Annotated in this window: 24 protein-coding genes; 16 read left to right on the top strand and 8 right to left on the bottom strand. The window is 71.5% G+C overall.

Features of this window, described 5'->3' with window-relative positions; all coding sequences use genetic code 11:
- Nucleotide 1 precedes the first annotated feature (1 nt).
- The 3 genes from rpsL to J116_RS10555 form a co-directional block, all read right to left on the bottom strand.
- Nucleotides 2–373 carry a 30S ribosomal protein S12 gene (gene rpsL, locus J116_RS10545; RefSeq protein WP_003948652.1) on the bottom strand — a complete coding sequence of 124 codons (372 nt, stop codon included), beginning with the start codon at nt 371–373 and terminating at the stop codon, nt 2–4.
- 537 nt (nt 374–910) lie between these two features.
- The gene (locus tag J116_RS10550; protein WP_023587043.1) at nt 911–2,110 is read right to left on the bottom strand and encodes a hypothetical protein; all 1,200 of its coding nucleotides are present in this window, start codon (nt 2,108–2,110) and stop codon (nt 911–913) included.
- Between the two features lie 162 nt (nt 2,111–2,272).
- Complete coding sequence (locus J116_RS10555) at nt 2,273–2,758, bottom strand: helix-turn-helix transcriptional regulator (RefSeq protein ID WP_023587044.1); 486 nt, start codon at nt 2,756–2,758, stop codon at nt 2,273–2,275.
- A 214-nt stretch (nt 2,759–2,972) separates the two neighbouring features.
- On the opposite strand from J116_RS10555, the gene J116_RS10560 reads away from it, so the two are divergent.
- Genes J116_RS10560 through J116_RS10570 form a run of 3 tightly spaced genes read left to right on the top strand, consistent with a single transcriptional unit; the run spans nt 2,973 to nt 4,529 of the window.
- Nucleotides 2,973–3,317 (top strand): hypothetical protein, encoded by a 345-nt coding sequence (locus tag J116_RS10560; RefSeq protein ID WP_023587045.1) that lies wholly within the window; start codon nt 2,973–2,975, stop codon nt 3,315–3,317.
- Between the two features lie 34 nt (nt 3,318–3,351).
- Nucleotides 3,352–4,332 carry a hypothetical protein gene (locus J116_RS10565; RefSeq protein WP_069818298.1) on the top strand — a complete coding sequence of 327 codons (981 nt, stop codon included), beginning with the start codon at nt 3,352–3,354 and terminating at the stop codon, nt 4,330–4,332.
- Nucleotides 4,329–4,529 carry a MerR family transcriptional regulator gene (locus J116_RS10570; protein WP_023587046.1) on the top strand — a complete coding sequence of 67 codons (201 nt, stop codon included), beginning with the start codon at nt 4,329–4,331 and terminating at the stop codon, nt 4,527–4,529. The genes J116_RS10565 and J116_RS10570 overlap by 4 nt, the downstream gene beginning before the upstream one ends.
- A 189-nt stretch (nt 4,530–4,718) precedes the next feature.
- On the opposite strand, the gene J116_RS10575 is transcribed toward J116_RS10570, so the two are convergent.
- Nucleotides 4,719–5,006 (bottom strand): hypothetical protein, encoded by a 288-nt coding sequence (locus J116_RS10575; protein WP_023587047.1) that lies wholly within the window; start codon nt 5,004–5,006, stop codon nt 4,719–4,721.
- A gap of 391 nt (nt 5,007–5,397) precedes the next feature.
- Here J116_RS10575 and J116_RS10580 point away from each other — a divergent pair, with 391 nt between their 5' ends.
- The 4 genes from J116_RS10580 to J116_RS10595 all read left to right on the top strand — a co-directional run bounded on the left by J116_RS10580 (nt 5,398) and on the right by J116_RS10595 (nt 7,340).
- Nucleotides 5,398–5,799: a hypothetical protein gene (locus J116_RS10580; protein ID WP_023587048.1), complete on the top strand. Its 402-nt coding sequence runs from the start codon at nt 5,398–5,400 to the stop codon at nt 5,797–5,799.
- Between the two features lie 126 nt (nt 5,800–5,925).
- Nucleotides 5,926–6,513, top strand: coding sequence for a phage tail tube protein (locus tag J116_RS10585; protein ID WP_023587049.1), 588 nt, complete (start codon nt 5,926–5,928; stop codon nt 6,511–6,513).
- Nucleotides 6,514–6,642: 129 nt separating this feature from the next.
- Nucleotides 6,643–6,933, top strand: a complete 291-nt coding sequence (locus J116_RS10590; protein WP_023587050.1) for a hypothetical protein — start codon at nt 6,643–6,645, stop codon at nt 6,931–6,933.
- Nucleotides 6,934–6,998: 65 nt separating this feature from the next.
- Complete coding sequence (locus J116_RS10595; RefSeq protein WP_028963911.1) at nt 6,999–7,340, top strand: hypothetical protein; 342 nt, start codon at nt 6,999–7,001, stop codon at nt 7,338–7,340.
- Nucleotides 7,341–7,380: 40 nt separating this feature from the next.
- On the opposite strand, the gene J116_RS10600 is transcribed toward J116_RS10595, so the two are convergent.
- The gene (locus J116_RS10600; RefSeq protein ID WP_023587052.1) at nt 7,381–7,806 is read right to left on the bottom strand and encodes a hypothetical protein; all 426 of its coding nucleotides are present in this window, start codon (nt 7,804–7,806) and stop codon (nt 7,381–7,383) included.
- Nucleotides 7,807–7,888: 82 nt separating this feature from the next.
- Here J116_RS10600 and J116_RS10605 point away from each other — a divergent pair, with 82 nt between their 5' ends.
- The 9 genes from J116_RS10605 (at nt 7,889) to J116_RS10645 (ending at nt 15,793) form a co-directional block, all read left to right on the top strand.
- On the top strand, nt 7,889–8,500 hold the full coding sequence (locus tag J116_RS10605; RefSeq protein ID WP_023587053.1) for a hypothetical protein: 612 nt from the start codon (nt 7,889–7,891) through the stop codon (nt 8,498–8,500).
- A gap of 36 nt (nt 8,501–8,536) precedes the next feature.
- On the top strand, nt 8,537–9,691 hold the full coding sequence (locus J116_RS10610) for a hypothetical protein (RefSeq protein WP_028963912.1): 1,155 nt from the start codon (nt 8,537–8,539) through the stop codon (nt 9,689–9,691).
- A gap of 25 nt (nt 9,692–9,716) precedes the next feature.
- Nucleotides 9,717–10,976 (top strand): hypothetical protein, encoded by a 1,260-nt coding sequence (locus J116_RS10615; protein ID WP_023587055.1) that lies wholly within the window; start codon nt 9,717–9,719, stop codon nt 10,974–10,976.
- Nucleotides 10,963–13,338 carry a hypothetical protein gene (locus tag J116_RS10620; RefSeq protein ID WP_023587056.1) on the top strand — a complete coding sequence of 792 codons (2,376 nt, stop codon included), beginning with the start codon at nt 10,963–10,965 and terminating at the stop codon, nt 13,336–13,338. Before J116_RS10615 ends, J116_RS10620 begins: the two co-directional genes overlap by 14 nt.
- Nucleotides 13,335–13,550, top strand: a complete 216-nt coding sequence (locus tag J116_RS10625; protein ID WP_023587057.1) for a hypothetical protein — start codon at nt 13,335–13,337, stop codon at nt 13,548–13,550. The genes J116_RS10620 and J116_RS10625 overlap by 4 nt, the downstream gene beginning before the upstream one ends.
- Nucleotides 13,547–14,194, top strand: coding sequence for a hypothetical protein (locus J116_RS10630; protein WP_023587058.1), 648 nt, complete (start codon nt 13,547–13,549; stop codon nt 14,192–14,194). The genes J116_RS10625 and J116_RS10630 overlap by 4 nt, the downstream gene beginning before the upstream one ends.
- 174 nt (nt 14,195–14,368) lie before the next feature.
- Entirely contained in the window at nt 14,369–15,277 is a 909-nt protein-coding gene (locus J116_RS10635) for a peptidoglycan-binding protein (protein WP_023587059.1), read from the top strand.
- A gap of 29 nt (nt 15,278–15,306) precedes the next feature.
- A complete protein-coding gene (locus tag J116_RS10640) occupies nt 15,307–15,540 on the top strand; it encodes a hypothetical protein (protein ID WP_023587060.1) in 234 nt (77 codons plus the stop codon).
- Nucleotides 15,527–15,793: a hypothetical protein gene (locus J116_RS10645; RefSeq protein WP_023587061.1), complete on the top strand. Its 267-nt coding sequence runs from the start codon at nt 15,527–15,529 to the stop codon at nt 15,791–15,793. Before J116_RS10640 ends, J116_RS10645 begins: the two co-directional genes overlap by 14 nt.
- 86 nt (nt 15,794–15,879) lie before the next feature.
- On the opposite strand, the gene J116_RS10650 is transcribed toward J116_RS10645, so the two are convergent.
- From J116_RS10650 to rplL, 3 genes are all read right to left on the bottom strand, one after another.
- Nucleotides 15,880–19,779, bottom strand: coding sequence for a DNA-directed RNA polymerase subunit beta' (locus tag J116_RS10650; RefSeq protein WP_023587062.1), 3,900 nt, complete (start codon nt 19,777–19,779; stop codon nt 15,880–15,882).
- Between the two features lie 96 nt (nt 19,780–19,875).
- The gene (gene rpoB, locus J116_RS10655; RefSeq protein WP_028963913.1) at nt 19,876–23,361 is read right to left on the bottom strand and encodes a DNA-directed RNA polymerase subunit beta; all 3,486 of its coding nucleotides are present in this window, start codon (nt 23,359–23,361) and stop codon (nt 19,876–19,878) included.
- A gap of 510 nt (nt 23,362–23,871) precedes the next feature.
- Entirely contained in the window at nt 23,872–24,255 is a 384-nt protein-coding gene (rplL, locus tag J116_RS10660; RefSeq protein WP_023587064.1) for a 50S ribosomal protein L7/L12, read from the bottom strand.
- Nucleotides 24,256–24,329 lie beyond the last annotated feature (74 nt).

Consider the following 24,329-nt stretch of genomic DNA (forward strand, 5'->3'; position numbering starts at 1 on the left):
CTTACTTCTCCTTCTTGGCGCCGTAGCGGCTGCGGGCCTGCTTGCGGTTCTTGACACCCTGGGTGTCGAGGGAACCGCGGATGATCTTGTAACGAACACCCGGCAGGTCCTTCACACGGCCACCACGCACGAGCACGATGGAGTGCTCCTGCAGGTTGTGTCCCTCACCCGGAATGTAAGCCGTGACCTCGATCCCGGAGGTCAGACGCACACGCGCGACCTTGCGGAGGGCCGAGTTCGGCTTCTTCGGGGTGGTCGTGAACACACGCGTGCAGACGCCGCGGCGCTGAGGGGAACCCTCGAGTGCGGGCGTCTTGTTCTTCTCGACCTTGTCCTGCCGGCCCTTCCGGACCAGCTGCTGGATCGTAGGCACTACTTCTCCGGTTTCTGTGTGCCGTGTAGTGAAGCTAACCTGGAACGTTGCCGACCCACGCGGTCGGGTGTGTCGAATACCGCGCACCTCCGCCGGGGGGCGGAAGAGGGCGCGAATTGCGGTGGCCGTTCGCGACTCGCCATGCGGTTGAGGACACGCACAGGAGCCCAGGCACACCCCAGGCACAAGGTCTGAGCGTACCTACCGTACGGACCTGGGTCAAAACAAATGGCCTCGCCCCGAGCGGCCCCGGGGCCCGGCCGCCGGGGCCGCTCGCGTGGGTGGCCCCCGGGGCGGCCTGCCGGAGGCTGCGGGGGCGGCTCGCCGGGTGGTCGGCCGGGAGGGCTGCGGGGCCGCCTCCGGGGGCATTCCGGGGGTGGGTCCAGGAGTGCTCCGGGCCGGACCGCGTCGGCGCGGTGGGACGGGGGCCGGGGATGCGGGTGGGTGGCCCCGGGTGTGGGCGGTGGCCGGGGACGCGGGCGGGCGTGGGGCCGGCGGCGTGGTCGGCCGCACGGCCGGGGTGCGGCCGGGGTGCGGTCAGGTGGGCGGGCGGGGGGTGCGGTCGGGTTCGCGGTCGGGTTCGCGGTCGGGTTCGCGGTCGGGTTCGCGGTCGGGTGAGTGCTCGCGTACGTCGTCGGGGGCGCCGCCGTCGGATGCCTGGTCGGGCGCGCGGTCGGCGGGGTCCCGGCGGCGGGTGGTCAGGCGCGGGATGGTCGGGACTCGGGAGCCGGGGGACTTCGCGACGAGCCCGGAGGGCGCGCCGCCGGTCCTGGCGTCGGCGCGGGTGCGGGGGCCGTCGGCGGCGCCGGGCGCGTCCGCCTCGGCCCGCGGGGCGTCGCCCTCGGCCCGCGGGTCGTTCGCGCGGGGCGCGTCCGCCTCGGCCCGCGGGCCCTTCGTACGGGGGCCGTCCACCTCGGCACCCGGGGCCTTCTCGCCGGTGCGGGTGCGGGCCTCGCGGGCGCGGGGGGCGTCCTGCGGGTCGGCGGGGCGCTCGTACGAGGAGCCCGCGCGTCCGGGCGTGGCGGCACCGCCCTGCTGGTCGCCGGGGACCCGCGGACCGGTGCCGTCCTGCCGTGCGGTGCGGCCCTGGCGGGGGGCGCGCGGGCCGGGGCCCTGTTCCGCGGGGTCGCGGTCGGCGGCACCGCCCTGTTCGCCGCCGTCGCGCGGGCGGCCGGGGGAGGGCGTACGGCGTGGGCCCGGCCGGCGCGGGGCCGCCGGGTCGCGGGGCGTGCGGCTCCGGGCGGCAGTGCCGTCCGCGTCGGCGCCGCCCTGGAGACGTACGTCGTCGCGCGGGAACGGGATGACCGCCGCCTGGCCGGGGGTACGGCCGACCAGCCGCAGCCGACGGGTCTGGGCGATGCGGCGGGCCTCCTCCAGCACGGGTTCGTACTGGTCGGCGGCGTCGCGCCAGCCGCTGGCGTACGCCTGGAACTCGCGGCGTGCCATCTCCTCGCGCAGCACGACGGCGACCTCGCCGGGCGGGTGGGTCTCCAGGTAGCGCCCGAGCGTGGCGAGCAGGTCGGGAAGGCCCTCGGCCGGCTCGGGGAGCCCGGGGACGGGGCCGCGCGCCCGCGGTGGCCGCGCGTCGTCGTCCCGTGGAAGGCGCGGTGGCCGTGGATCGCCGCCGCGTGGAACGCGTGGTTGCCGTACATCGTCGTCGCGCGGAACGCGTGGTGGCCGCGCGTCGTCGTCGCGCGGAACGCGCGGTGGCCGGGAGCACCCCTCACCCTCTCCCATGCCCCGCTCTCTCTCCCAACCAGACGCTGTCGTTTCCGCCGGTGACGCCGGAACGTCCGCGCACGGGGCGCGCCCGCGACGGTGCCCTGGACCGGAAGGCGGCCGGGGCGTTCAGCCTGTATGTGGGGTAACAGGCCACAACAGCTTACGAGAAAGGGGAGTTCAGCCCCGTCGGGCACCCTTCGCCTCGGGTTCGGCGCCCCCCGCCGCACGCTCGCGCCCGGGGCGGGCGGACGGGCCGTCGGGGAGGAACTGTCCGGCGACGCGGATGAACATCTCCCGCTGGTCGGCCGGGATACCGAGCCCCGCCGCCGCCTCCTCCAGCGTGAGCCGGGGCGCGGGCGGGTCGTCGGCGGCCGGGACGTCGTCCGGCATGCCGGGGAGGGGCAGGTCGTCCTCGGTGAGCCGACCGGACTTGATCAGCATGTCGCGCACCGGGATGCGCAGCACGTGGGCCAGTCGGCGCATGGTCTCCAGGTCCGGCATGCTCTGGCCCTGGAGGAGGCGGGTGATGGCGGCGCGGTGCACGCCGGCCTCGTCGGCGAGCCGGGACTTGCCGCCGCCGCGCGGGCTGTCGATGTCGTAGCCCTGCCGCCGGATCACCCCCTCGATCCAGGCGGTGAACTGCTCCAACTCGCTGGCCGACATCGGCAACACTCTCCCTCCGAGGCAGGCCCCAGGCTATCGCGCTTGCGCGCAAGGAATTACCGCCCCGCTGGCCCCCAATTGTGAAAGTTGCCCCCACATCCCCGTCACCACCAAGGTCCGATCTTGGTTGCGTGCACGCTCGCAACATGTCAGTGTGCGAACTCGCAACGTTGGTATCGCTCATCCGTTCGCATGCGCACCAGGGGGTACGACCATGAACGCACCGTCCGCCGACCCGGAATCCGCCTCAGCCGACGCGACCCGCACCCCCGCGTGCGCCGGACTGCCGCCCCACGTGGTGTTCGCCCGGCGGGCCGCCGACGCGGCTCCCGCCCTGCTGGCCTGCGCCCGCTGCCCCTTCACCCGGCAGTGCGAGGAGATCGTGGACCCGGCGAACACCTGGTTCGACGGTGTCAGCGCCGGGCGGCTGTGGCGCAACGGCCGTCCGGTCGACCTGAGCCGGGGCCGGGGCCGACGCCGCCGGGCGCCCGAGGAGCGCGAGGCCCGCCAGGACCTGGCCGGAGCCGCGCCCCGCCCCGCCTCCCGCCCGGCCGCCTAACCGTCCCGCCCACCGCACCGGAGGGGAGCACTCCATGTCCGACACCCAGTCCCAGTCCCCCCAGTCCCGTCCGAGCCGCGCCGCCCGCCCTGCCCGCGCCACCGGCTCTGTTGAGGCCGGGACCGCCGCCGAGGCCGGGACCTCCGCCTTCACCCACGCCGCCACGGCCGGCACCGCCGCCTCCGCGACCGCCGCCGGCGCCGCCGCGACCCCGGAGCCCGAGGCAATCGGAGCCGTACGCGACGCGGCGCTGTGGACCGCGATGCTGCTCCGTCAGTTCCCCGAGCTGCTCACCGAGCTGGCCCCGGCCGCCGGGGGCGCCGTCCGGTCCACCGGCCGTTCCGCCCCCGCCCCCGGCCCGGCGGAGCGCGCCGCACGCGCCGCCCGGCTGCGCGCCGAACGGGAGGAGGCCCTGCTCAACGAACAGCGGCACGGCCTGACCGTGCCCGGCCACACCGCGGCCCCCATCCGCCTGCACGTCTCCGACGCGATCCGGGACATCACCGACGGCGTGTGCGAGCTGGAGGAGGCCGTGTACGACCGGCTCGGCCTCGGGCGGCCGCGCAGGGCCGATGTGCCGCGGCGGCTGGTGCGCCTCACCGGGCTGCTCGACCGGGTCGCCGCCGACACGACCCTGGCCCGGCACGTGCGGGACGAGGTGCGTCGCATGGCGCGGCGCTGCGCACGGGCGCTCGGCGAGGTGGAGACGATGGTGCGGCTGCCGGGGCGCTGCCCTGCGTGCGACTCGGTGTCGCTGCGGGCGTTCCCGGCGAGCCGGACCGTCGTGTGCGTCAACCCCGGGTGCCGCTGCGGGGTGCCGGGCTGCGACTGCGCGACCGACCCGGCGTTCCGGCACGTGTGGGCGGAGGACGCCTGGCGGGAGCTGGCCGAGGCCGCCGGGGGGCTCACCGAGATCGCCGTACGGATGGAGGAACCCGCGCCGGGAGCCGCCCGTACGACCGCCCGCCACGAGGCGCGCACGGCCGCCCGCCGGGAGAGGGAGGGCGCCCGATGAGCCGTACGACCGCGCCCGTCGGCCCGGCGCTCGTCACCGGGCAGCTGGCCGCGCAGGAGGCCGGGGTCCTGCCCGCCACCATCCGCAAGTGGGTGCAGCTGGGGCGGCTGGCGCCTGCCGGGCGGCAGGGCCGCGCCCAGCTCTACCGGCTGGAGGACGTCTTCGCGGCGGAGCGCTCCGCCCGCGGCAGGGGCTGAGACACCCCGCCGCGCCGGGAAGACCCCGCGGCCCCCCAGCCCGGCGACTCAAGACGCTCGACGACTCGACAGCACCACCCCTCCACACGCCGGGGCGGCCCTCCTCCACAGGAGCGGCCGCCCCGGCGTTTCGCCGTCAGGCGCCGTCGAGCGCCGCCACGCGCGCCGCCCGACGTCCTCGCGCGCCCGTCAGGCGCCGTCCTCCGGGTCGGGCCGGGCGTGCAGCGGGAGTACGGGCGCGGGGACGGGCGCCGGTGCCGGCTGTTCGCCGGTCATCGCGGCCACGGCCTCCTGCCAGCCGCTGGAGAAGCCGCGCAGTTCGGCGTCGAGCGTGAGGCGGGCGCCGACCTTGGCGATGACCGCGCTCAGCGCGCGGCCCACCCCTCCGGTGTACGTCCCGGCCTCGGCGCTCTCCACCGCCACCTCGACCGCGGCGGCCGCGACGTCGGCCAGTCGCTCCTGCGGGCTCGTCGTCATCGGCCCTCACCACCCGCGGCCCGCCCGCTCCTCGTGCTCGTCTCCACGCCCCCACACTCCTTACGCCCCGCTGGGGTGTTCTCGTACCTTCCGAGCTGCGCCTCGAAGACCCGTCCCGTGTATTCGAATCTCTGTTCGGATTAGCGAGCGTAGCGCAGACGGGCGGGCGAGGACGGGTACGGCGCCGCCGGGCACCTGCCGGAGTGCGTACCGAAGTTGGTTGCGAGCGCCGGGGGCCTCGATCACACTTGGAGCAGCGGCAGAGCTGCGCCCTCCACCAGGGCGGCGGACCTGCCGCTTCGTGTTTCTCCCCGCGTATGCCGGACGTGTCACGCGTCCCCGTACGCCCCTCTCGTACGCCCCGCGTACGTCACTCGAAGGGAGCGTCCATGTGAGCACTCTCGCCTTCCCCGACGTGGAACGGCTTGTGGTCGACCACCTCAGGAACCGGCCGGAGCTGACGGGGGTCGTGGTCGACAACCGGCCGCCGGCCGGGTTCGACGGCACCCAGCAGGCGGTCCTCGTCTCCCGCGTCGGCGGCGCCTGGGTGGACGACCTCCACCTCGACCGGCCGCTGGTGGACCTGGAGGTCTACGGGCCGGACAAGACGACCGCGCACACGGTCGCCCTGACCGCACGGGCCGCGCTGCTCGACGCCACCGGCACGGTGTACGGCGGCGCCTCCGTCACCGAGGTGGCCGAGGCGGACGGACCGCGCTGGCTGCCCGACTACAACCGGCCGGACGCCAACCGCTACCTGTCGACGGTCCAGCTGTCGATCCGCCCGGCGTAACCCGCCGCCCTCGCACCACCCCGGCGCGCGGCACCGCCGCGCCCCCGAACAGGCCCCGCCGCACCCGCGAGCGGGGCCTTCGCCATCCCGGCGACACCTCATCACCTCTCTCCCCAAGGAGCCTCCATGCCCGCCAACAACGGCAACCAGATCCGCGTCGCCGGCAGCGGCCGCATCCTCGTCGCCACCTCCGGGCTGGCCACCAGCCCGGCCGCGCCGAAGCACACCGAGGACGCCTGGCCGGCCGGCTGGACGGAGCTGGGCTACACCAGCCCGGACGGCATCAAGTTCAACAAGAAGGACAAGATCGACCCGGTCGAGACCTGGCAGTCGGTGAGCCCGGCGCGGTTCATCTACTCCGACCGCGACCTGACCGTGAAGTTCCAGCTCATGCAGTTCAACAAGGACACGCTGCCGTTCTTCATGGGCGGCGGTTCGGTCACCGCGGTCACGGCCACCGGCGCGGTGGACACCTACACGTACGCGATGAACGCCGAGCCGCAGAAGGACGAGCGCCAGCTCGGCATCGAGTTCAAGGACGGCTCGGACGTCGTGTACCGGTTCGTCATCCCGCGCGGCCAGGTCACCGAGACCGAGGAGATCTCGCTGACCCGCACGGGCGCGCTGAAGCTCGGTGTCACCTTCACCGCGCTGGCCGCCGAGGGCAGCTCCACGCTGGCGACCTGGCTGATGAAGGACAAGTCGTACGCGTAAGGGTCCGGCGCCCGCCCGGCGCCCGCCCCTCCCCCGCCGGTGTCCGGCGCGCGGCCCTCGCGGCCGTCGCGCCGGGCACCGGCCCCTTCTTCTCCCGTTTCCCTCCCCTCCTCACCGACAGGAGCCCGCATGTCCGCCTTCAACGTCAACGCGGCCCGCGCCCAGCGCCTCGAAGCGCTCGGGCGCGCCTGGACCTTCGAGCTCGACGGCCAGACGTTCGAGCTGCCGACCGAGCTGACCCGCGCCACCGCCCGCAAGCTCCGCGATTTGGACGACAACGACGTCGACGGGCTGCTGCGGCTCCTGCTGGGCGAGCGGCAGTACGCGCGCTTCGACCAGCTGGACGTCACGATGCAGGACATCGCGGCGATCCTGGAGGCGTACGGCAAGGAGACGGGGCTCGGCCTGGGGGAAGGCTGAGCCTCGGCGTGCTCGTCGAGGAGCACGCCGAGGCCCTGGAGGCCGACCTGCTGCGCCACTACGGCGTGGACCTGCTCGACTGGCACCGCGGCCGGCTGTCGTCCCGTCGGCTCGCGGTACTGGTCCGGCACCTGCCACGGGACAGCGCGCTCGCGCGCGAGGTGCACGGCGACGCGGCGGAGTGGGGCGTCACGGACTACCTGCTGGCGACCGCGGTGGACCAACTGGCGGAAGCCAACTGGATGTTCGCCACGGTCAACCAGGACGAGGACGCGGAACCCCTGGAGTACCCGACGCCCCTGCCGCGCCCCGGCAGCGGCGACTCCGGAGCCGCCGGGGGCGCGGACGCGCCGGAGGACGGTACGGCCACGCCGGGCCCGGCCGAGCTGGCCCGGTTCTTCTCGTGATCCGCCCCGGCCGGTCCGGTCCGCCCACCCGGGGCCCGCGTCAGACGCCCGCCACAAGGGCGTAGGCGAGAAAGCCGCACACCGCCGCGCCGACCGCGCAGACCAGGGCCACCACCAGGGTCATGAACCCGCCGAGGGGCATCGCGATCATCGTCGCGCCGAACGTGGTGACGACGGACGGATCGTCCCTCCGGTAGCGGAGGAGGGCGGTGGACCCGACTTTCGGCGTGTCGAGGGAACCGGTGCGCGGCACCCGGGCCACGCGCGTCGCACCGTCCGCCGTCACGAAGCGGTACGAATTCCGCGTCCCCGCGACTCCCACGCACGTGCCCCGCACCGTCACCCCGCCCGCCATTTCCCGGCGGGCCTCGCGCAGGACGGCGACGCCCTTTCCGGCGACGACCCGCGCCCCCCACAGGAAAAGCAGGGCCACCAGCGCGGACAGAGCCCCGAGAAGAATATTCATTCCCCCACCACATACCGGTCGACCGCGGCCATCCGAATCGATGGATGGTAGCACGCGTAAAACCGGAAAGAAAGAGGGCGATATGGGAAACCCGCCGGAAAAAGGAAAGAGCAAGAAGGACGACAAGGACATACTCGACGAGGCCGTCGAACTGTTCAAGAATTACACCGAGCGATTCGGCGTCAAGAAGCCCGAATTCACCGCGGTGAAGAGCGAGGTCAACGCGGTCGTGGCCGCCGTCAACGCCTTCAAGCCGGAGGCGAACGCGGCCGTCGCGACGTTCAACGGCTTCAACGCCGAGGCCACCCTGGTCAAGGCGGAGTGGACCAAGTGGGACCTCGCGAAGATAGCCGAGGACAAGGTCCTCGACCTCCAGGGCATGTCGCCCGAGAAGCTGAAGCTGCACGCGCAGGCGGCCCTGGACCTGGCGAAGGAGCTCCGCCCCCACGTCCAGCGGTTCATGGACCAGTACCCGCGCGAGCGTTCCCGGGAGATCACGGACACCGCGCGGGACCACGGGCGCAGGCTCCAGACCGTCGAGAGATACATCCAGAGCCTCCGGAACCGCACGGCCAATTCCGTGGCACCCGCTCGTCGCGCCGAACCGGTGAACGTGGGGAACGCCCAGGCGGTGGCCAGTCACCTGAACCATCTGGAGCGCCGCATCAACAACCTCGTCAACGCCATCGGATGACGACGACAGCCGCGTACGCCGCGGAAAGGAACGACGATGTCTCTGGTCAGTAGTCTGAACAGGGCCGCGGGCTCACTGCGCGGCCTCCGGGCGGGCGTCGATTCGACGTCGAAGCAGATGAGCGGGCTCAAGCGGTCGGTCGATCAGACCGCGGCGCCGCTGAACCGGGTGAAGAACTCCTCCGGACAGGCGGGCACCGCCCTGTCCCGCGTCAGGACCGGCGCCGGCCAGGCCGGAACCGCCATGGGCAAGGTCAAGGGCGGGGCCGACAGGGCGGGTTCGGCCATCGGCAGGCTCCGCGCCTCCGCCACCAACGGCAACAGCGCCCTCGGCCGCCTGCGCACCGGCCTCAACAGCGCCAACAGCTCGCTCGGCAGGGCCAAGGGCGGCACCGACAGGTTCAGGTCCTCCCTCGACCGGCTCAAGCGCTCCGCCGACAAGGCCAAGAACTCCCTGCGGGACGTGAAGCGCCAGGCGGACGCCGTCGAGAAGTCGGTCGGCAAGGCCGGCAAGGGCGCCGACAGGACCGGCAAGACGATGGGCGGCGGGCTCTCCAAGGGCCTCAAGGGCGCGAGCGTCGCACAGCGCGGCCTCAACCTGGCCATGGCGGCCAACCCGTTCGGGCTCATCATGGCGCTGCTGGCGCCGCTCATCGCCCGGTTCGTCAACGTGGACAAGATCGTGTCGGTGGTGAGCCGCGGCTTCAAGTCCGGCATGAGGGCGATCCAGAGCGCCGTCTCGACGGCGATCAGGGTCATCACCCCGATCCTCCGGGGCGTCGGCAATGTGATGCTCGCACCGTTCCGGGCCTTCGCCACCGCCGTCAACACCATCATCGGCGCGCTCAACCGCTTCAAGGTGTCGATCCCCGGCTGGGTCCCGGTCTTCGGCGGCAGGAGCTTCTCCATCAGCCTGCCGAAGATCCCCATCCCGCACCTCGCCAAGGGCGGCGTCGTGCAGCCCCGCAACGGCGGCACCCTCGCCGTCATCGGCGAGGCCGGCGAGCACGAGGCCGTCATCCCGCTCAGCAAGCTGGAACGCATGATCGGCCCCGGCGGAAGCCGCGCCCAGATCGCCCGGCTCGCCGAAGCGGTCGAGCGCCTCGCCGACCGCCCCGTCCATGTCCAGGTCGACGGCCAGACCATCGCCCGCGCCGTGATCGCAGGTCACCGGCAGCTCGCCCGCCGATGACCGGCACCAAGGAAGGAGGCCCCCGATGACCCGCAACCTCTGGGTCGGCCTGCCCGGACAGCTCCGCGAGATCAGCCAGGCCGCCACCGCCTTCGAACGCGGCGCGGACCTGGGCGTCACCCAGTTCACCTCGCTGGGCGGCCAGATCACCACCATCGCGCCCCGCCGCACCCCCCGCAGGATCAAGCTCACCTTCGACCGGCTCGGCCGGGAGGACGCCGCGCACCTCGACCGCCTGGCCCGCCGCATCGACGGCCCCGGCCCCGTCGAGGTCCTCGACCCGGTGAGCCGCAACCTGCTCGACCCGCTCCAGGCGGAGGGCCGCGTCCCGGCCGGGAGCGCGTACAACTCCTGGTACACCTCCGTCAGCGGCAGCGGCAAGCTGGAGCTGTCCACCGCGCCCGGCGCCCTCCCGCACACGTACGTGTGGAAGCCGACGCAGACGACCGCCCAGCTCAGCTGGCACCGCAGGCCCCGCGCCGGGTTCCCGGTGGTGCCGGGCATGCGCGTCCGCTTCACGCTGCCCACCTCGTGGCGGACCGGCCCGTGCGCGACCCGCCTGCACTGGCGCGACGCGAACGGCACGTATCTGTCGTCGGCCGCCGACGCCGGGCACACCCTCGTCGCGACCGTCCCGGCGGGCGCCGCGCTGGTCACCCCGTCCGGGGTGGCCGGTGAGACCGGCACGTACGGGCTGGACGGCGCCGTCCTGACCATCGACGACGACCATGTGCCGACAGCCCCGGCCAACCTGTTCGGCGCCGACCAGGCCCTCGGCAAGGGCCCGCTCACCCAGTGGGCGACGACCGGCGCCACCCTGACGGCCGACACGTCCGGGTACGCCGTGCTGTCGCTCGCCGCGTCCACCGCGGGCACGCTCACCTTCCTGAACGGTACGGAGAAGGGCCACGTCCTGCCGCCGGGCACCGGGCAGGTCGGCGTCGTCCTGCCGTCCGCCGTGCGGACCCGCGCGGAGAGCTGCACGCTCACCTTCCACGACGCGGCGGGCGCGCAGCTCGCGGCGGTCACCGGCTGGGCCCCGGCAGCCGTACCGGCCGGCGCGACCCATGTGTCGGCGACCGTGGCCCTCGCCTCCGCCGCCACCGCGTTCCAGTCGCGGATCGGCCCGGCGAAGCTGCTGCACATCAACCCGGCGGTCCGCGAACTGCCCGGCGACGGCTGCCCGGTCATGTCCGTGGTCTCGTACACCGACACGCCGGGCAGGCCGCTGCCGTACCGGAACGTCTCCGTCGAGCTGGCGGAGGTGACCAGTGCGAGCCTCTGACCGGAAACTGACCGAGTCGCTCGAAGCGGGTGCGCGCGTCACCGCGCACACGACCCGCGTCGGCGGCCAGGACGTCACCGAGCAGGTCCAGTCCTGGCAGCTGGAGCGCAGCTACAGCACCGACCTGCCCGACGCCATGCGCGCGTTCTCCGGCAGCTCGGCGGCGCAGCTCCAGCTCCAGCTGTCCGGCAGCGCCGGCACGTCCGCGCCCGCCCTGTACTCGCCGTGGGCACCGCGCTCCACCGGCGACGCCGTACGGCCGGGCCAGTCCGTGGTCCACGCGTACGGCACCGACGCGGGCACCCTCCCGGCGTTCCGGGGCAGCGTACGCAACCGGTCCGCCGCGTCCGGCACGGACACCGTGCAGCTCACCGCCCTCGACGGGGCGGAGCGGCTGCACGGCCCCGCGGAGCTGCCCAAGCCGTACGCCGGGTTCTACTGGCGCCGCCCGGTGGCCACCGCCACCTGGTGCGTGGACGAGCTGCTGCGCCAGGCCGGGCTGCACTCCTGCCCGCCGCCGCGGTACCCGGAGTTCGGCCCGACCGAGCCGCTCACCCTCGTGTACGCCTCCCTGCACGGCGGGTTCGCCGCCACGTACGGGCAGCCGGAGATCGTCCCCGACCCGAGGCACTACAGCTGGACGCGCGCGGGCGCCCCGCACGAGATGGCGCTCGTGCCGCACGCCGCGGCGCCGGACACGGCGTCGATGACGGCCACCTGGTTCCCGCGCAGCCGGGTCACCGTGCCGGGCAGCCGGCTGCTCGCCGAGGCGTGGGTGAACAACGCGGTCGGCTTCGGCTCCACCGTCGCCCTGGAGATGGACCTCAACCGCACCGGCACCAGCACGGGCCGGCTGCGGCTCGCCTTCGACTTCGCGGCCGGCAAGGTGTACATGCACTCCGGCACCCGCGAGGGCGGCGGATGGTACTTCTCCTGGACGTTCGCCGCGCTCAAGGAACAGCGCGGGGTCTTCCACATCGGCGGCCTCTTCGACACCGTGGCGCCCGGCACGTCCGTCCTGCCGACCGTCAAGCCGTACTTCATCGCCCCGGACGGCACCCGCTACCACGGCACGGCGGTCACGTTCACCGACGCCTCCGCCGCACAGCCGTCCGCCGAGCTGTACCAGCTGCGGCTGGTCACTCAGCTCGCCACCGAGGCCGTGCAGCTCACCAGCGGGCTGCCCGCCGTGCCGGCGCTCGACGAGTTCGACCAGCGCGGCGAGTGGACGAAGGAGGCGCGGCTCGACGACGCGATCCTGCCGCTGCACACGATCCCCCGGGTGAGCGGCTCCCAGTGGGAGGTGATCACGCAGATCGCCAAGGCGAGCATGTCCACCGCCGAGTTCGACGAGCGCGGCGTCTTCCACTGGCGGAACTACACCCGCTTCGCGAAGGTGCCCACCGCCCCCGACCTCACCCTGACGTCCGTCCGCGACATCGCGTCGCTGACCGTCACGGAGGAGATCGACGCCTGCCGCAACTACTGCGTGCAGCCGTACAAGGACTGGACGTCGGTGACGGTCACCGGCGGTACGGCGTACAACGACACCGTCGTACGGGAGATCCCCGGCAACACGTCGGTGACCCTCAAGTACGTCCTCGCCGACGAGGAGTTCGACGTCGGCCCGCCCAACGTGGACGACGACCAGAGCGTGGCGCCCGGCTTCTCGGTGCGTTTCGCCGCGGCCAACGCGGCCGGCGCCGACGCGGTGAAGGGCGCGGTGGACATCCTCGCCCGCCGGGAGGAGGGCCATCTGGTCCTGCGGCTCACCAACCGCACCTCGCAGCGGCTGTACACGATCAGCGAGGACGGCAAGCCGTCGGTGCGCATCCAGACGCTGAAGCCGTCGAAGGAGCCCGTCGAGCGGCAGGCGACGTCCTGGGCGTCCGGCAGCACGAGCGAGAGGTTCTACGGACGCCAGGAGTTCCACGCCGAGGCGAGCGACTGGATCCAGGACTACCGGGCCGCGCAGGACCTCGCGAGCGCCATGCGGGCGGCCGGCCAGTACCCGGTGCCCGTACTCGGCGAGGTCGAGGTGCTGTACGACCCGCGCATCCAGCTCGGGGACGTCGTGCGGGTCGTGGACTCCAGCGGCGCCGCCCTCGACACGTACGCCTGGGTCGTCGGCATCAAGACCCAGTCGAGCGGCCCCGGCACCCTCCGGCAGACGCTGGCCCTGCGCGGCACCCGCACCAACGGGGTGCCCGCCGACAGCGGCCTCACCCCGGACACCCCGTCCGACCGGTCCCCGCTGCCGGACGGCGCCGCCTACACGGACGTCGCCGCCGGCTACCCGACCCTCGGGGACCTCACGGCCAGCCGCCTGACCTGGCGCGCGATCAAGGAGAACGGCCTGTGAGCGAGCCCGCGAACGAACCCGTACCACTCGAAGGACCCGTCGAACTCGTGACGGACCCCGCGCACCCGGTGGAGGTCGTCGTGGAGGAGCACTCCACCGCCCCGGCGCCCGCCCCGGACCCCGACCCAGAACCGCCCGCGCCGGACACCCCGGTGCCCGGCACCGCCCCCGTCGTGCCCGTGTCCGGCGGCGGACAGGAGGAGATCGCATGACCATCCAGTACACGCCCCTCAGCGGCCTGCCCTACCCGCAGCCGAGCGACCCGGCCGACCTTCCGGCGCACCTCCAGTCCCTCGCCCAGACCCTCGACGGGCGCACCGTGCTGCGCTTCGGCACCACCGCCGAACGCGACTCCAAGGTCCCCACCCCGGTCGCCGGGATGGTCGCGTGGATCGCCTCGCCGGGGCGGCTGATGTACTACACGGGCTCCGCGTGGGCGCCGGTCGGCCCCGTCCCGGTGTTCCGGGTCAACGTCGACGGCGGGTACACGACCAGCACGACGTACGCGGAGACCCTCACCCAGGCGGGCGGCGACCCGATGAACGCCACGTTCACGGTGCCGGCCTCCGGGCAGGTCATCATCAGCGTGGGCTGCTACATGCACTCCTCCGCCACCGTCGGCAGCTACATGTCGGCGAACGTCCGCAACGCGTCCGGGACCATCGTCGTCGCCGCGCACGACGACCGGGCGGCGCTGGTCAACACCTCGAACCGGGCGTCGGTGTCGACGCAGTTCCTGGTCAGCGGCCTGGCGGTGGGCACCACCCACACGGCGACCCCCGCGTACCGCTCGGGCGCCACCACCAACACCGCCAACTTCGACACCCGGTACATCCGCATCGACCCGGTGATGTGACCCGGGCCGCCCCGCGGGCCCGCACCGCACGGGAGGCACCCCGACGCCCCGGTGCCAACCCCCGCGGGGCGGCCCCACCCCGCGCCACGAGCCGGCGCCCCGCCCGCCCCCGCGCCCCTCCCCCGCCGCGCGGGCGGGCCGGGCGCCCCCATCCCACGACGAGGAGACCCACCGATGGCAGTCCCCCTCTCCCCCGACCGGCTCCTCGCCGCCCTGCGCGCCGAGGGCGTCCGCGTCGTCGAACACCCCGGCTGGCGCACCCGCAACCGCAACCACACGGGCGCCTGGGGCCCGGTCAACGGCGTGATGATCCACCACACCGTCACCAGCGGCACCACCGCCTCCGTCGAACTGTGCGCCAACGGCTACGACCGCCTGCCCGGCCCGCTGTGCCACGGCGTCATCACCAAGGACGGCGCCGTCCACCTCGTGGGCAACGGCCGCGCCAACCACGCGGGCGGAGGCGACCCGTCCGTCCTCCAGGCGGTGACCACCGAGACGTACGGGGCCAGGCCGCCCGTCCCCCGCGCCCACCAGGGCAGCGCGCACGCCGTCGACGGCAACGCCCGCTTCTACGGCTTCGAGTGCGTCAACCTCGGCGACGGCGCCGACCCGTGGCCGCCCGCCCAGCTCGACGCGATCGAACGCGCCAGCGCCGCGCTGTGCCGGGCGCACGGCTGGGGCGCCAAGTCCGTGATCGGCCACCTGGAGTGGTCCGACCACAAGAGCGACCCGCGCGGGTTCGCCATGCCCGGGATGCGCGAGCGGGTCCAGCGGAGGCTCGGCGCCGCCCCGTCCGGCGGGACGCCCGCCCCGAAGCCCGCCACGCCCCGCTACCAGCCCTTCCCCGGCACCGCGTTCTTCCGCTCCAACCCCAGCTCGCCGGTCATCACCGCGATGGGCCGCAGGCTCGTCGCCGAGGGCTGCGGCCGCTACCAGGTGGGCCCCGGCCCGCGCTGGTCGGAGGCCGACCGGAGGTCGTACGCGGCCTGGCAGCGCAAGCTCGGCTTCACCGGCGCCGACGCCGACGGCTGGCCGGGCGCCGCCTCCTGGAACGTGCTGAAGGTCCCGTACACCCCGTGAGCCACGCACCCCCGTAAGGAGCACCACCCATGTCCGACGCCGCCAAGCGCACGGCCCGAACCGTCCTCCAGACCGCCGTCGGCATCGCCGTCGTGCTGCCCGCGATCACCGACGCCGCCGGTGTCCCGGCCACCCTGCCGTGGGTCGCCGGGGCACTCGCCGTCGCGGGCGCGCTCACCCGGATCATGGCCCTCGACGCCGTCCAGCGCCTGCTGCCGGGCTGGCTGCGCACCACACCGGGGGGTGCCGATGATCGATTCTGACCAGCCGAACGACCCGGTCACGGTAGCGGTCGAGCTGGAACGGATGCGCGGCACGCTGGAAGCCGGGTTCGCCCGTGTGGACGGGTCGCTCGCGCTGCTCGTCCAGCGCAGCGACCAGACCGACAAGCAGCTCGCCGACATGGAGTCCCGCATCGACGCCCTGGAACGCGCCCGCTGGCCGCTGACCAGCATCGCCGCGCTCACCGCGAGCGCCGGGCTGCTGGCCACCCTCTGGCAGCTCACCGCCCGCTGACGCCGCCCGCGCGGCCGGGCCGCCGGGGTACGCCGAAGGGCGGCCACCCCCACGGGGGTGACCGCCCTTCGGTTCAGGCGACTCGCTTACTGGTTGTACGGACCGTAGTCGTAGTCCTCCAGCGGAACGGCCTGGCCGGAGCCCGTGCCGAACGGCGAGTAGTCGATGTCGTCGTAGCCGACGGCCGAGTACATCGCGGCCTTGGCCTCCTCGGTCGGCTCGACCCGGATGTTGCGGTAGCGGGACAGACCCGTACCGGCCGGGATGAGCTTACCGATAATGACGTTCTCCTTGAGGCCGATCAGGGAGTCGGACTTGGCGTTGATCGCCGCGTCCGTCAGGACCCTGGTCGTCTCCTGGAAGGAGGCCGCGGACAGCCACGACTCCGTCGCCAGCGACGCCTTGGTGATACCCATCAGCTGCGGACGGCCGGAGGCCGGGTGGCCGCCTTCCTGGACCACACGACGGTTCTCCTGCTCGAAGCGCGAGCGCTCCACGAGCTCGCCCGGCAGCAGCTCCGCGTCGCCGGACTCGATGATCGTCACACGGCGCAGCATCTGCCGGATGATGATCTCGATGTGCTTGTCGTGGATCGACACACCCTGCGAGTTGTAGACCTTCTGCACCTCGCCGACCAGGTGGACCTGAACGGCCCGCTGGCCGAGGATGCGCAGCACGTCGTGCGGGTTCTCGGTACCCACGGTGAGCTTCTGGCCCACCTGGACGTGGTCGCCCTCGCCGACCAGGACACGGGCGCGCTTCGAGATCGGGTACGCCGTCTCGTCGCTGCCGTCGTCCGGCGTGATGACGATCTTCTTGGTCTTCTCGGTCTCCTCGATCCGCACGCGGCCGGAGGCCTCGGCGATCGGCGCCATACCCTTCGGGGAACGGGCCTCGAAGAGCTCGACGACACGCGGCAGACCCTGCGTGATGTCGTCACCGGCCACACCACCGGTGTGGAAGGTACGCATCGTCAGCTGGGTGCCGGGCTCACCGATGGACTGGGCGGCGATGATGCCGACCGCCTCACCGATGTCGACCAGCTTGCCGGTGGCGAGCGAACGGCCGTAGCAGTACGCACACGTGCCGACCGCGGACTCGCAGGTGAGGACCGAGCGGGTCTTGACCTGCTCGACACCCGCAGCGATGAGCTGGTCGATGAGCACATCGCCCAGGTCCACGTTGGCCGGCGCGATGACCTTGCCGTCCACGACGACGTCCTCGGCGAGCATCCGCGCGTACACGGACGTCTCGACGTCGTCCGCCTTGCGCAGGACACCGGCCTCGTCGCGCACGCCGATCCGCAGCTTCAGACCGCGGTCGGTGCCACAGTCCTCCTCGCGGATGATCACGTCCTGCGAGACGTCCACCAGACGACGGGTCAGGTAACCCGAGTCGGCGGTACGCAGGGCGGTGTCGGCGAGACCCTTACGGGCACCGTGCGTGGAGATGAAGTACTCCAGCACGGACAGGCCCTCGCGGAAGGACGCCTTGATGGGACGCGGGATCGTCTCGTTCTTGGCGTTCGACACCAGACCGCGCATACCCGCGATCTGGCGCATCTGCATCATGTTTCCTCGAGCGCCCGAGTTCACCATCATGAAGATCGGGTTCGTCTTCGGGAAGTTCTCGTTCATGGCCTCGGCGACCTCGTTGGTCGCCTTGGTCCAGATCGCGATGAGCTCCTGCGTGCGCTCGTCCTTGGTGATCAGACCGCGCTCGTACTGCTTCTGGACCTTCTCGTCCTGGGCCTCGTAGCCGCGGACGATCTCCTTCTTCGCCTCCGGGACGACGACGTCCGAGATGGCGACGGTGACGCCGGAGCGGGTGGCCCAGTAGAAGCCGGCCGCCTTCAGGTTGTCGAGCGTCGCCGCCACGATGACCTTCGGGTAGCGCTCGGCGAGGTCGTTGACGATCTCGGAGAGCTGCTTCTTGCCGACCGTGTAGTCCACGAACGGGTAGTCCTCGGGCAGCAGCTCGTTGAAGAGCGCGCGGCCCAGGGTCGTCCGGAGCCGGAAGCTGTCGCCCGGCTGCCAGTCGGTCTCCCCGTCCTCGTTGACCGGCGGGGTCCAGCCGCGGGGCGGGACGGAGCCGATCGGGAAGCGGATGTCCACCTTGGCCTGGAGCGAGAGCTCCCGGGCGTCGAAGGCCATGATCGCCTCGGCGGTGGAGTTGAAGGCGCGGCCCTCGCCCTTGACCTCGCGCTCCTCCTCGTCCGTGGTGAGGAAGAAGAGGCCCAGCACCATGTCCTGGGTCGGCATGGTGACCGGACGGCCGTCGGCCGGCTTGAGGATGTTGTTCGAGGACAGCATCAGGATGCGCGCCTCGGCCTGCGCCTCCGCGGAGAGCGGCAGGTGGACGGCCATCTGGTCACCGTCGAAGTCCGCGTTGAACGCGGTGCAGACGAGCGGGTGGATCTGGATGGCCTTGCCCTCGACCAGCTGCGGCTCGAAGGCCTGGATGCCGAGGCGGTGCAGCGTGGGCGCACGGTTCAGCAGAACCGGGTGCTCGGCGATGACCTCTTCGAGCACGTCGTACACGACCGTGCGGCCGCGCTCGACCATGCGCTTGGCCGACTTGATGTTCTGCGCGTGGTTCAGGTCCACCAGGCGCTTCATCACGAACGGCTTGAAGAGCTCCAGCGCCATGGCCTTGGGCAGACCGCACTGGTGCAGCTTCAGCTGCGGGCCGACGACGATCACGGAACGCGCCGAGTAGTCGACTCGCTTGCCGAGCAGGTTCTGACGGAAGCGGCCCTGCTTGCCCTTGAGCATGTCGGACAGCGACTTCAGCGGACGGTTGCCGGGGCCCGTGACCGGGCGGCCGCGACGGCCGTTGTCGAAGAGCGCGTCCACGGCCTCCTGGAGCATGCGCTTCTCGTTGTTCACGATGATCTCGGGCGCGCCGAGGTCGAGAAGCCGCTTCAGGCGGTTGTTGCGGTTGATGACGCGGCGGTACAGGTCGTTCAGGTCGGAGGTCGCGAAGCGGCCACCGTCCAGCTGCACCATCGGACGCAGGTCCGGCGGGATCACCGGGACGCAGTCCAGCACCATGCCCTTGGGGCTGTTGCTGGTCTGGAGGAAGGCGGAGACGACCTTGAGGCGCTTGAGCGCGCGGGTCTTCTTCTGGCCCTTGCCCGTGCGGATGATCTCGCGGAGCTTCTCGGCCTCCTCCTCCAGGTCGAAGGACTCCAGCCGCTTCTGGAGCGCGGCGGCGCCCATCGAACCGTCGAAGTAGGTGCCGAACCGGTCGCGCAGCTCGCGGTAGAGCAGCTCGTCGCCCTCGAGGTCCTGGACCTTGAGGTTCTTGAAGCGGCTCCACACCTCGTCGAGGCGGTCGATCTCGCGCTGGGCGCGGTCGCGGAGCTGCTTCATCTCGCGCTCGGCGCCCTCGCGAACCTTGCGCCGCACGTCGGCCTTGGCGCCCTCGGCCTCCAGCTCGGCCAGGTCGGTCTCGAGCTTCTTGGCGCGGGCCTCCAGGTCGGCGTCGCGGCGCTGCTCGATCTGCTGGCGCTCGACGGAGACGTGGGCCTCCAGCGACGGCAGGTCGCGCTGGCGGCGCTCCTCGTCGACGTACGTGATCATGTACGCCGCGAAGTAGATGACCTTTTCCAGGTCCTTCGGGGCGAGGTCCAGCAGGTAGCCCAGCCGGGACGGGACGCCCTTGAAGTACCAGATGTGGGTGACGGGGGCGGCGAGCTCGATGTGGCCCATCCGCTCACGGCGCACCTTGGCGCGGGTGACCTCGACGCCACACCGCTCACAGATGATGCCCTTGAAGCGGACGCGCTTGTACTTGCCGCAGTAGCACTCCCAGTCCCGGGTCGGGCCGAAGATCTTCTCGCAGAAGAGTCCGTCCTTTTCGGGCTTCAGGGTGCGGTAGTTGATGGTCTCCGGCTTCTTGACCTCGCCGTGGGACCACTGCCGGATGTCGTCCGCGGTGGCCAGGCCGATCCGCAGCTCGTCGAAGAAGTTGACGTCGAGCACTATGCGTCAATCCCTCTCAGGGTTCGTGTCAATCAATGGTCTGTACGGGTCGCTGGGAGGCCGGCCGGACCCCGTGGGGTCCGGCCGGCAAACCCGTCAGACCTCTTCGACGCTGCTCGGCTCGCGCCGGGACAGGTCGATGCCGAGCTCCTCCGCTGCGCGGAAGACGTCCTCGTCGGTGTCGCGCATCTCGATGGACATGCCGTCCGAGGACAGCACCTCCACGTTGAGGCACAGGGACTGCATCTCCTTGATGAGCACCTTGAAGGACTCCGGGATGCCGGGCTCGGGGATGTTCTCGCCCTTGACGATGGCCTCGTAGACCTTCACGCGGCCGGTGACATCGTCGGACTTGATGGTCAGGAGCTCCTGGAGGGCGTACGCGGCGCCGTAAGCCTCCAGCGCCCACACCTCCATCTCACCGAAGCGCTGGCCACCGAACTGAGCCTTACCACCCAGCGGCTGCTGGGTGATCATCGAGTAGGGACCGGTCGAGCGGGCGTGCAGCTTGTCGTCGACCAGGTGGTGGAGCTTGAGGATGTACATGTACCCGACCGAGATCGGGTCCGGGAACGGCTCGCCGGAGCGGCCGTCGAACAGGCGCGCCTTGCCGGACGGCAGCATGAGGCGGTCGCCGTCGCGGTTCGGGAGGGTGTGCTCCAGCAGACCGGCCAGCTCGTCCTCGCGGGCACCGTCGAAGACCGGGGTCGCGACGTTGGTGCGGGGCTCGACACGGTCGGCGCCGATGGACTGGAGCCGCTTGGCCCAGTCGTCGGCGAGCCCGGAGACGTCCCAGCCCTGGCTGGCGAGCCAGCCGAGGTGGATCTCCAGGACCTGTCCCGGGTTCATTCGGGACGGCACACCGAGCGGGTTGAGGATGATGTCGACCGGGGTGCCGTCCTCCAGGAACGGCATGTCCTCGATCGGCAGGATCTTGGAGATGACACCCTTGTTGCCGTGGCGGCCGGCGAGCTTGTCACCGTCGGTGATCTTGCGCTTCTGCGCCACGTAGACGCGGACCAGCTGGTTCACGCCCGGGGGCAGCTCGTCGCCCTCCTCGCGGTCGAAGACGCGCACACCGATGACCTTGCCGGTCTCGCCGTGCGGCACCTTCAGCGAGGTGTCGCGGACCTCACGGGCCTTCTCGCCGAAGATCGCGCGGAGCAGGCGCTCCTCCGGGGTCAGCTCGGTCTCACCCTTCGGGGTGACCTTGCCGACCAGGATGTCACCGGCGACGACCTCGGCACCGATGCGGATGATGCCGCGCTCGTCGAGGTCGGCGAGGACCTCCTCGGAGACGTTCGGGATGTCCCGGGTGATCTCCTCGGGGCCCAGCTTGGTGTCACGGGCGTCGACCTCGTGCTCCTCGATGTGGATCGAGGAGAGGACGTCGTCCTGGACGAGGCGCTGCGACAGGATGATCGCGTCCTCGTAGTTGTGGCCCTCCCACGGCATGAACGCCACGAGGAGGTTCTTGCCGAGCGCCATCTCGCCGTTCTCGGTGGCCGGGCCGTCGGCCAGGACCTGGCCCTCGATGACCCGGTCGCCCTCGGCGACGACGACCTTCTGGTTGACCGAGGTGCCCTGGTTGGAGCGGGCGAACTTGGCCAGGCGGTACGTGATGTACGTGCCGTCGTCGTTGGCGACGGTGATGTAGTCCGCGGAGAGCTCCTGGACCACACCGTCCTTTTCGGCCTTGACCACGTCACCGGCGTCGACGGCGGAGCGGTACTCCATGCCGGTGCCGACGAGCGGGGCCTCGGACTTAATCAGCGGCACGGCCTGGCGCATCATGTTCGCGCCCATGAGGGCGCGGTTGGCGTCGTCGTGCTCGAGGAACGGGATCATGGCGGTCGCGACCGACACCATCTGGCGCGGCGAGACGTCCATGTAGTCCACGTCGTCACCGGCGACGTAGTCGACCTCGCCGCCACGGCGGCGGACGAGCACGCGGTTCTCGGCGAAGCGCATGTCCTCGGTCAGGCCGGCGTTGGCCTGGGCGATGACGAAGCGGTCCTCCTCGTCGGCGGTCAGGTAGTCGACCTCGTCGGTGACCTGGCCGTCGACGACCTTGCGGTACGGCGTCTCGACGAAGCCGAACGCGTTGACGCGGCCGTAGGAGGCGAGCGAACCGATCAGACCGATGTTCGGGCCTTCGGGGGTCTCGATCGGGCACATGCGTCCGTAGTGGGACGGGTGCACGTCTCGGACCTCGAAGCCGGCCCGCTCACGGGACAGACCACCCGGGCCGAGCGCGGACAGACGACGCTTGTGCGTCAGCCCGGACAGCGGGTTGTTCTGGTCCATGAACTGCGACAGCTGGCTGGTGCCGAAGAACTCCTTGATGGAGGCGACGACCGGCCGGATGTTGATCAGGGTCTGCGGCGTGATCGCCTCGACGTCCTGGGTCGTCATGCGCTCGCGCACCACGCGCTCCATCCGCGCCAGACCCGTGCGGACCTGGTTCTGGATGAGCTCGCCGACGTTGCGCAGACGACGGTTGCCGAAGTGGTCGATGTCGTCCGTCTCGACCACGATGGTCGAGCCGTTCTCGCCGACGGTCTCGGTCTCACCGGCGTGCAGCTTCACCAGGTACTTGATCGTCGCGATGATGTCGTCGACGGTCAGGACACCGGCGTCGAGCGGCTCGTCGGCCCCGAGCTTCTTGTTGACCTTGTAGCGGCCGACCTTGGCCAGGTCGTAGCGCTTGGGGTTGAAGTAGAGGTTCTCGAGCAGCGTCTGCGCGGCCTCACGCGTCGGGGGCTCGCCCGGACGGAGCTTGCGGTAGATGTCGAGCAGCGCGTCGTCCTGGCCCTGGGTGTGGTCCTTCTCCAGGGTGGCGCGCATGGACTCGTACTCGCCGAACTCCTGGAGGATCTGCTCGGTGGTCCAGCCGAGCGCCTTGAGGAGGACGGTGACGGACTGCTTGCGCTTGCGGTCGATGCGGACACCGACCATGTCGCGCTTGTCGATCTCCATCTCCAGCCAGGCACCCCGGGAGGGGATGATCTTGGCGGAGAAGATGTCCTTGTCGGACGTCTTGTCGATGGACGAGTCGAAGTACACACCCGGCGAGCGGACGAGCTGCGACACCACGACACGCTCGGTGCCGTTGATGACGAAGGTGCCCTTGTTGGTCATGAGCGGGAAGTCGCCCATGAAGACCGTCTGGGACTTGATCTCGCCGGTCTCGTTGTTGGTGAACTCGGCCGTGACGAAGAGCGGCGCGGCGTACGTGAAGTCGCGCTCCTTGCACTCGTCGATGGAGTTCTTCGGGGGCTCGAAGCGGTGGTCGCGGAAGGTCAGCGACATCGACCCGGAGAAGTCCTCGATCGGCGAGATCTCCTCGAAGATCTCTTCCAGACCGGACTTGGTGGGGACGTCCTGTCCGTTCTCGAGAGCCGCCTCGACACGAGCCTTCCACGCGGCGTTGCCGAGCAGCCAGTCAAAGCTCTCGGTCTGCAGCGCGAGGAGGTTCGGAACCTCGAGGGGCTCCTTGATCTTTGCAAAGGAGATGCGCAGCGGGGCGGTGCTTGCGCCGTTGTTCGTATTCGCGGTCGAGGCGTTGCGCGAGGCGGCCAAGAGGGGGTCCTTCCGAGGGCTCGGACTCACTACGCGCGTACCGGTCCCAAGCCGAGCAAGAAGACCCGAAATCCCAGGTCAGGGCATTCGGTCAACGGTGCTCTCGCAAGGGGATGCCCCTGGTGACGGGCAGGGAGCAGCTAACAGGCAGCGCAAAGGGTCAGTGTAGCCACTTGGCCCACTGATGTCCAGGGCGGTCAATCTCGACCCTCGTTGTTCTCATCTCCGCGGCACCTCGCGCCTCGGCGCACATCGATACTGCCCGTTCGGTCGTCGATCCATGCCTCGGATACGGATCGTGTGACGACGCGTCCTGAGAATTGCGCGCGGCGTGCGGTTCGTCAAGGCCCCCGGCCTCGCGGGGCGCACGGCGAAGATCACCATACTCCGTCCCCGTACGGGTGGACGACAGGCGCCGCGTGTACGCCGAAGGGCGATCACCCGGATGGGTGATCGCCCTTGGGGACGCCCTCAGGGGGCGTCAGCGCGAGTCAGGAGACCCGCAGGAGGTCACTTGACCTCGACGGCCGCGCCGGCGCCCTTGAGGGCCTCGGCAGCCTTGTCGGCGGCCTCCTTGTTGACCTTCTCGAGGACCGGCTTCGGGGTGCCGTCGACGAGGTCCTTGGCCTCCTTCAGGCCCAGGGAGGTCAGCTCACGGACGACCTTGATGACCTGGATCTTCTTGTCACCGGCGCCGGTGAGGATGACGTCGAACTCGTCCTTCTCCTCGACGGCCTCGGCGGCCGGGGCACCCGGGACACCGGCGGCGACGGCGACCGGAGCGGCGGCGGTGACGTCGAACTTCTCCTCGAACGCCTTCACGAACTCGGAGAGCTCGATGAGGGTCATCTCCTCGAACTGCGCGAGCAGGTCTTCCTGAGACAGCTTCGCCATGATGGCGGTCCTTCCACTAATTCGGCTGGTGCCGGATGTACATGTGTGGCGGGCGTACGTTGGGCCCGCTGTGA

The organism is Streptomyces thermolilacinus SPC6 (genome assembly GCF_000478605.2).
Taxonomy (GTDB): Bacteria; Actinomycetota; Actinomycetes; order Streptomycetales; family Streptomycetaceae; genus Streptomyces; species Streptomyces thermolilacinus.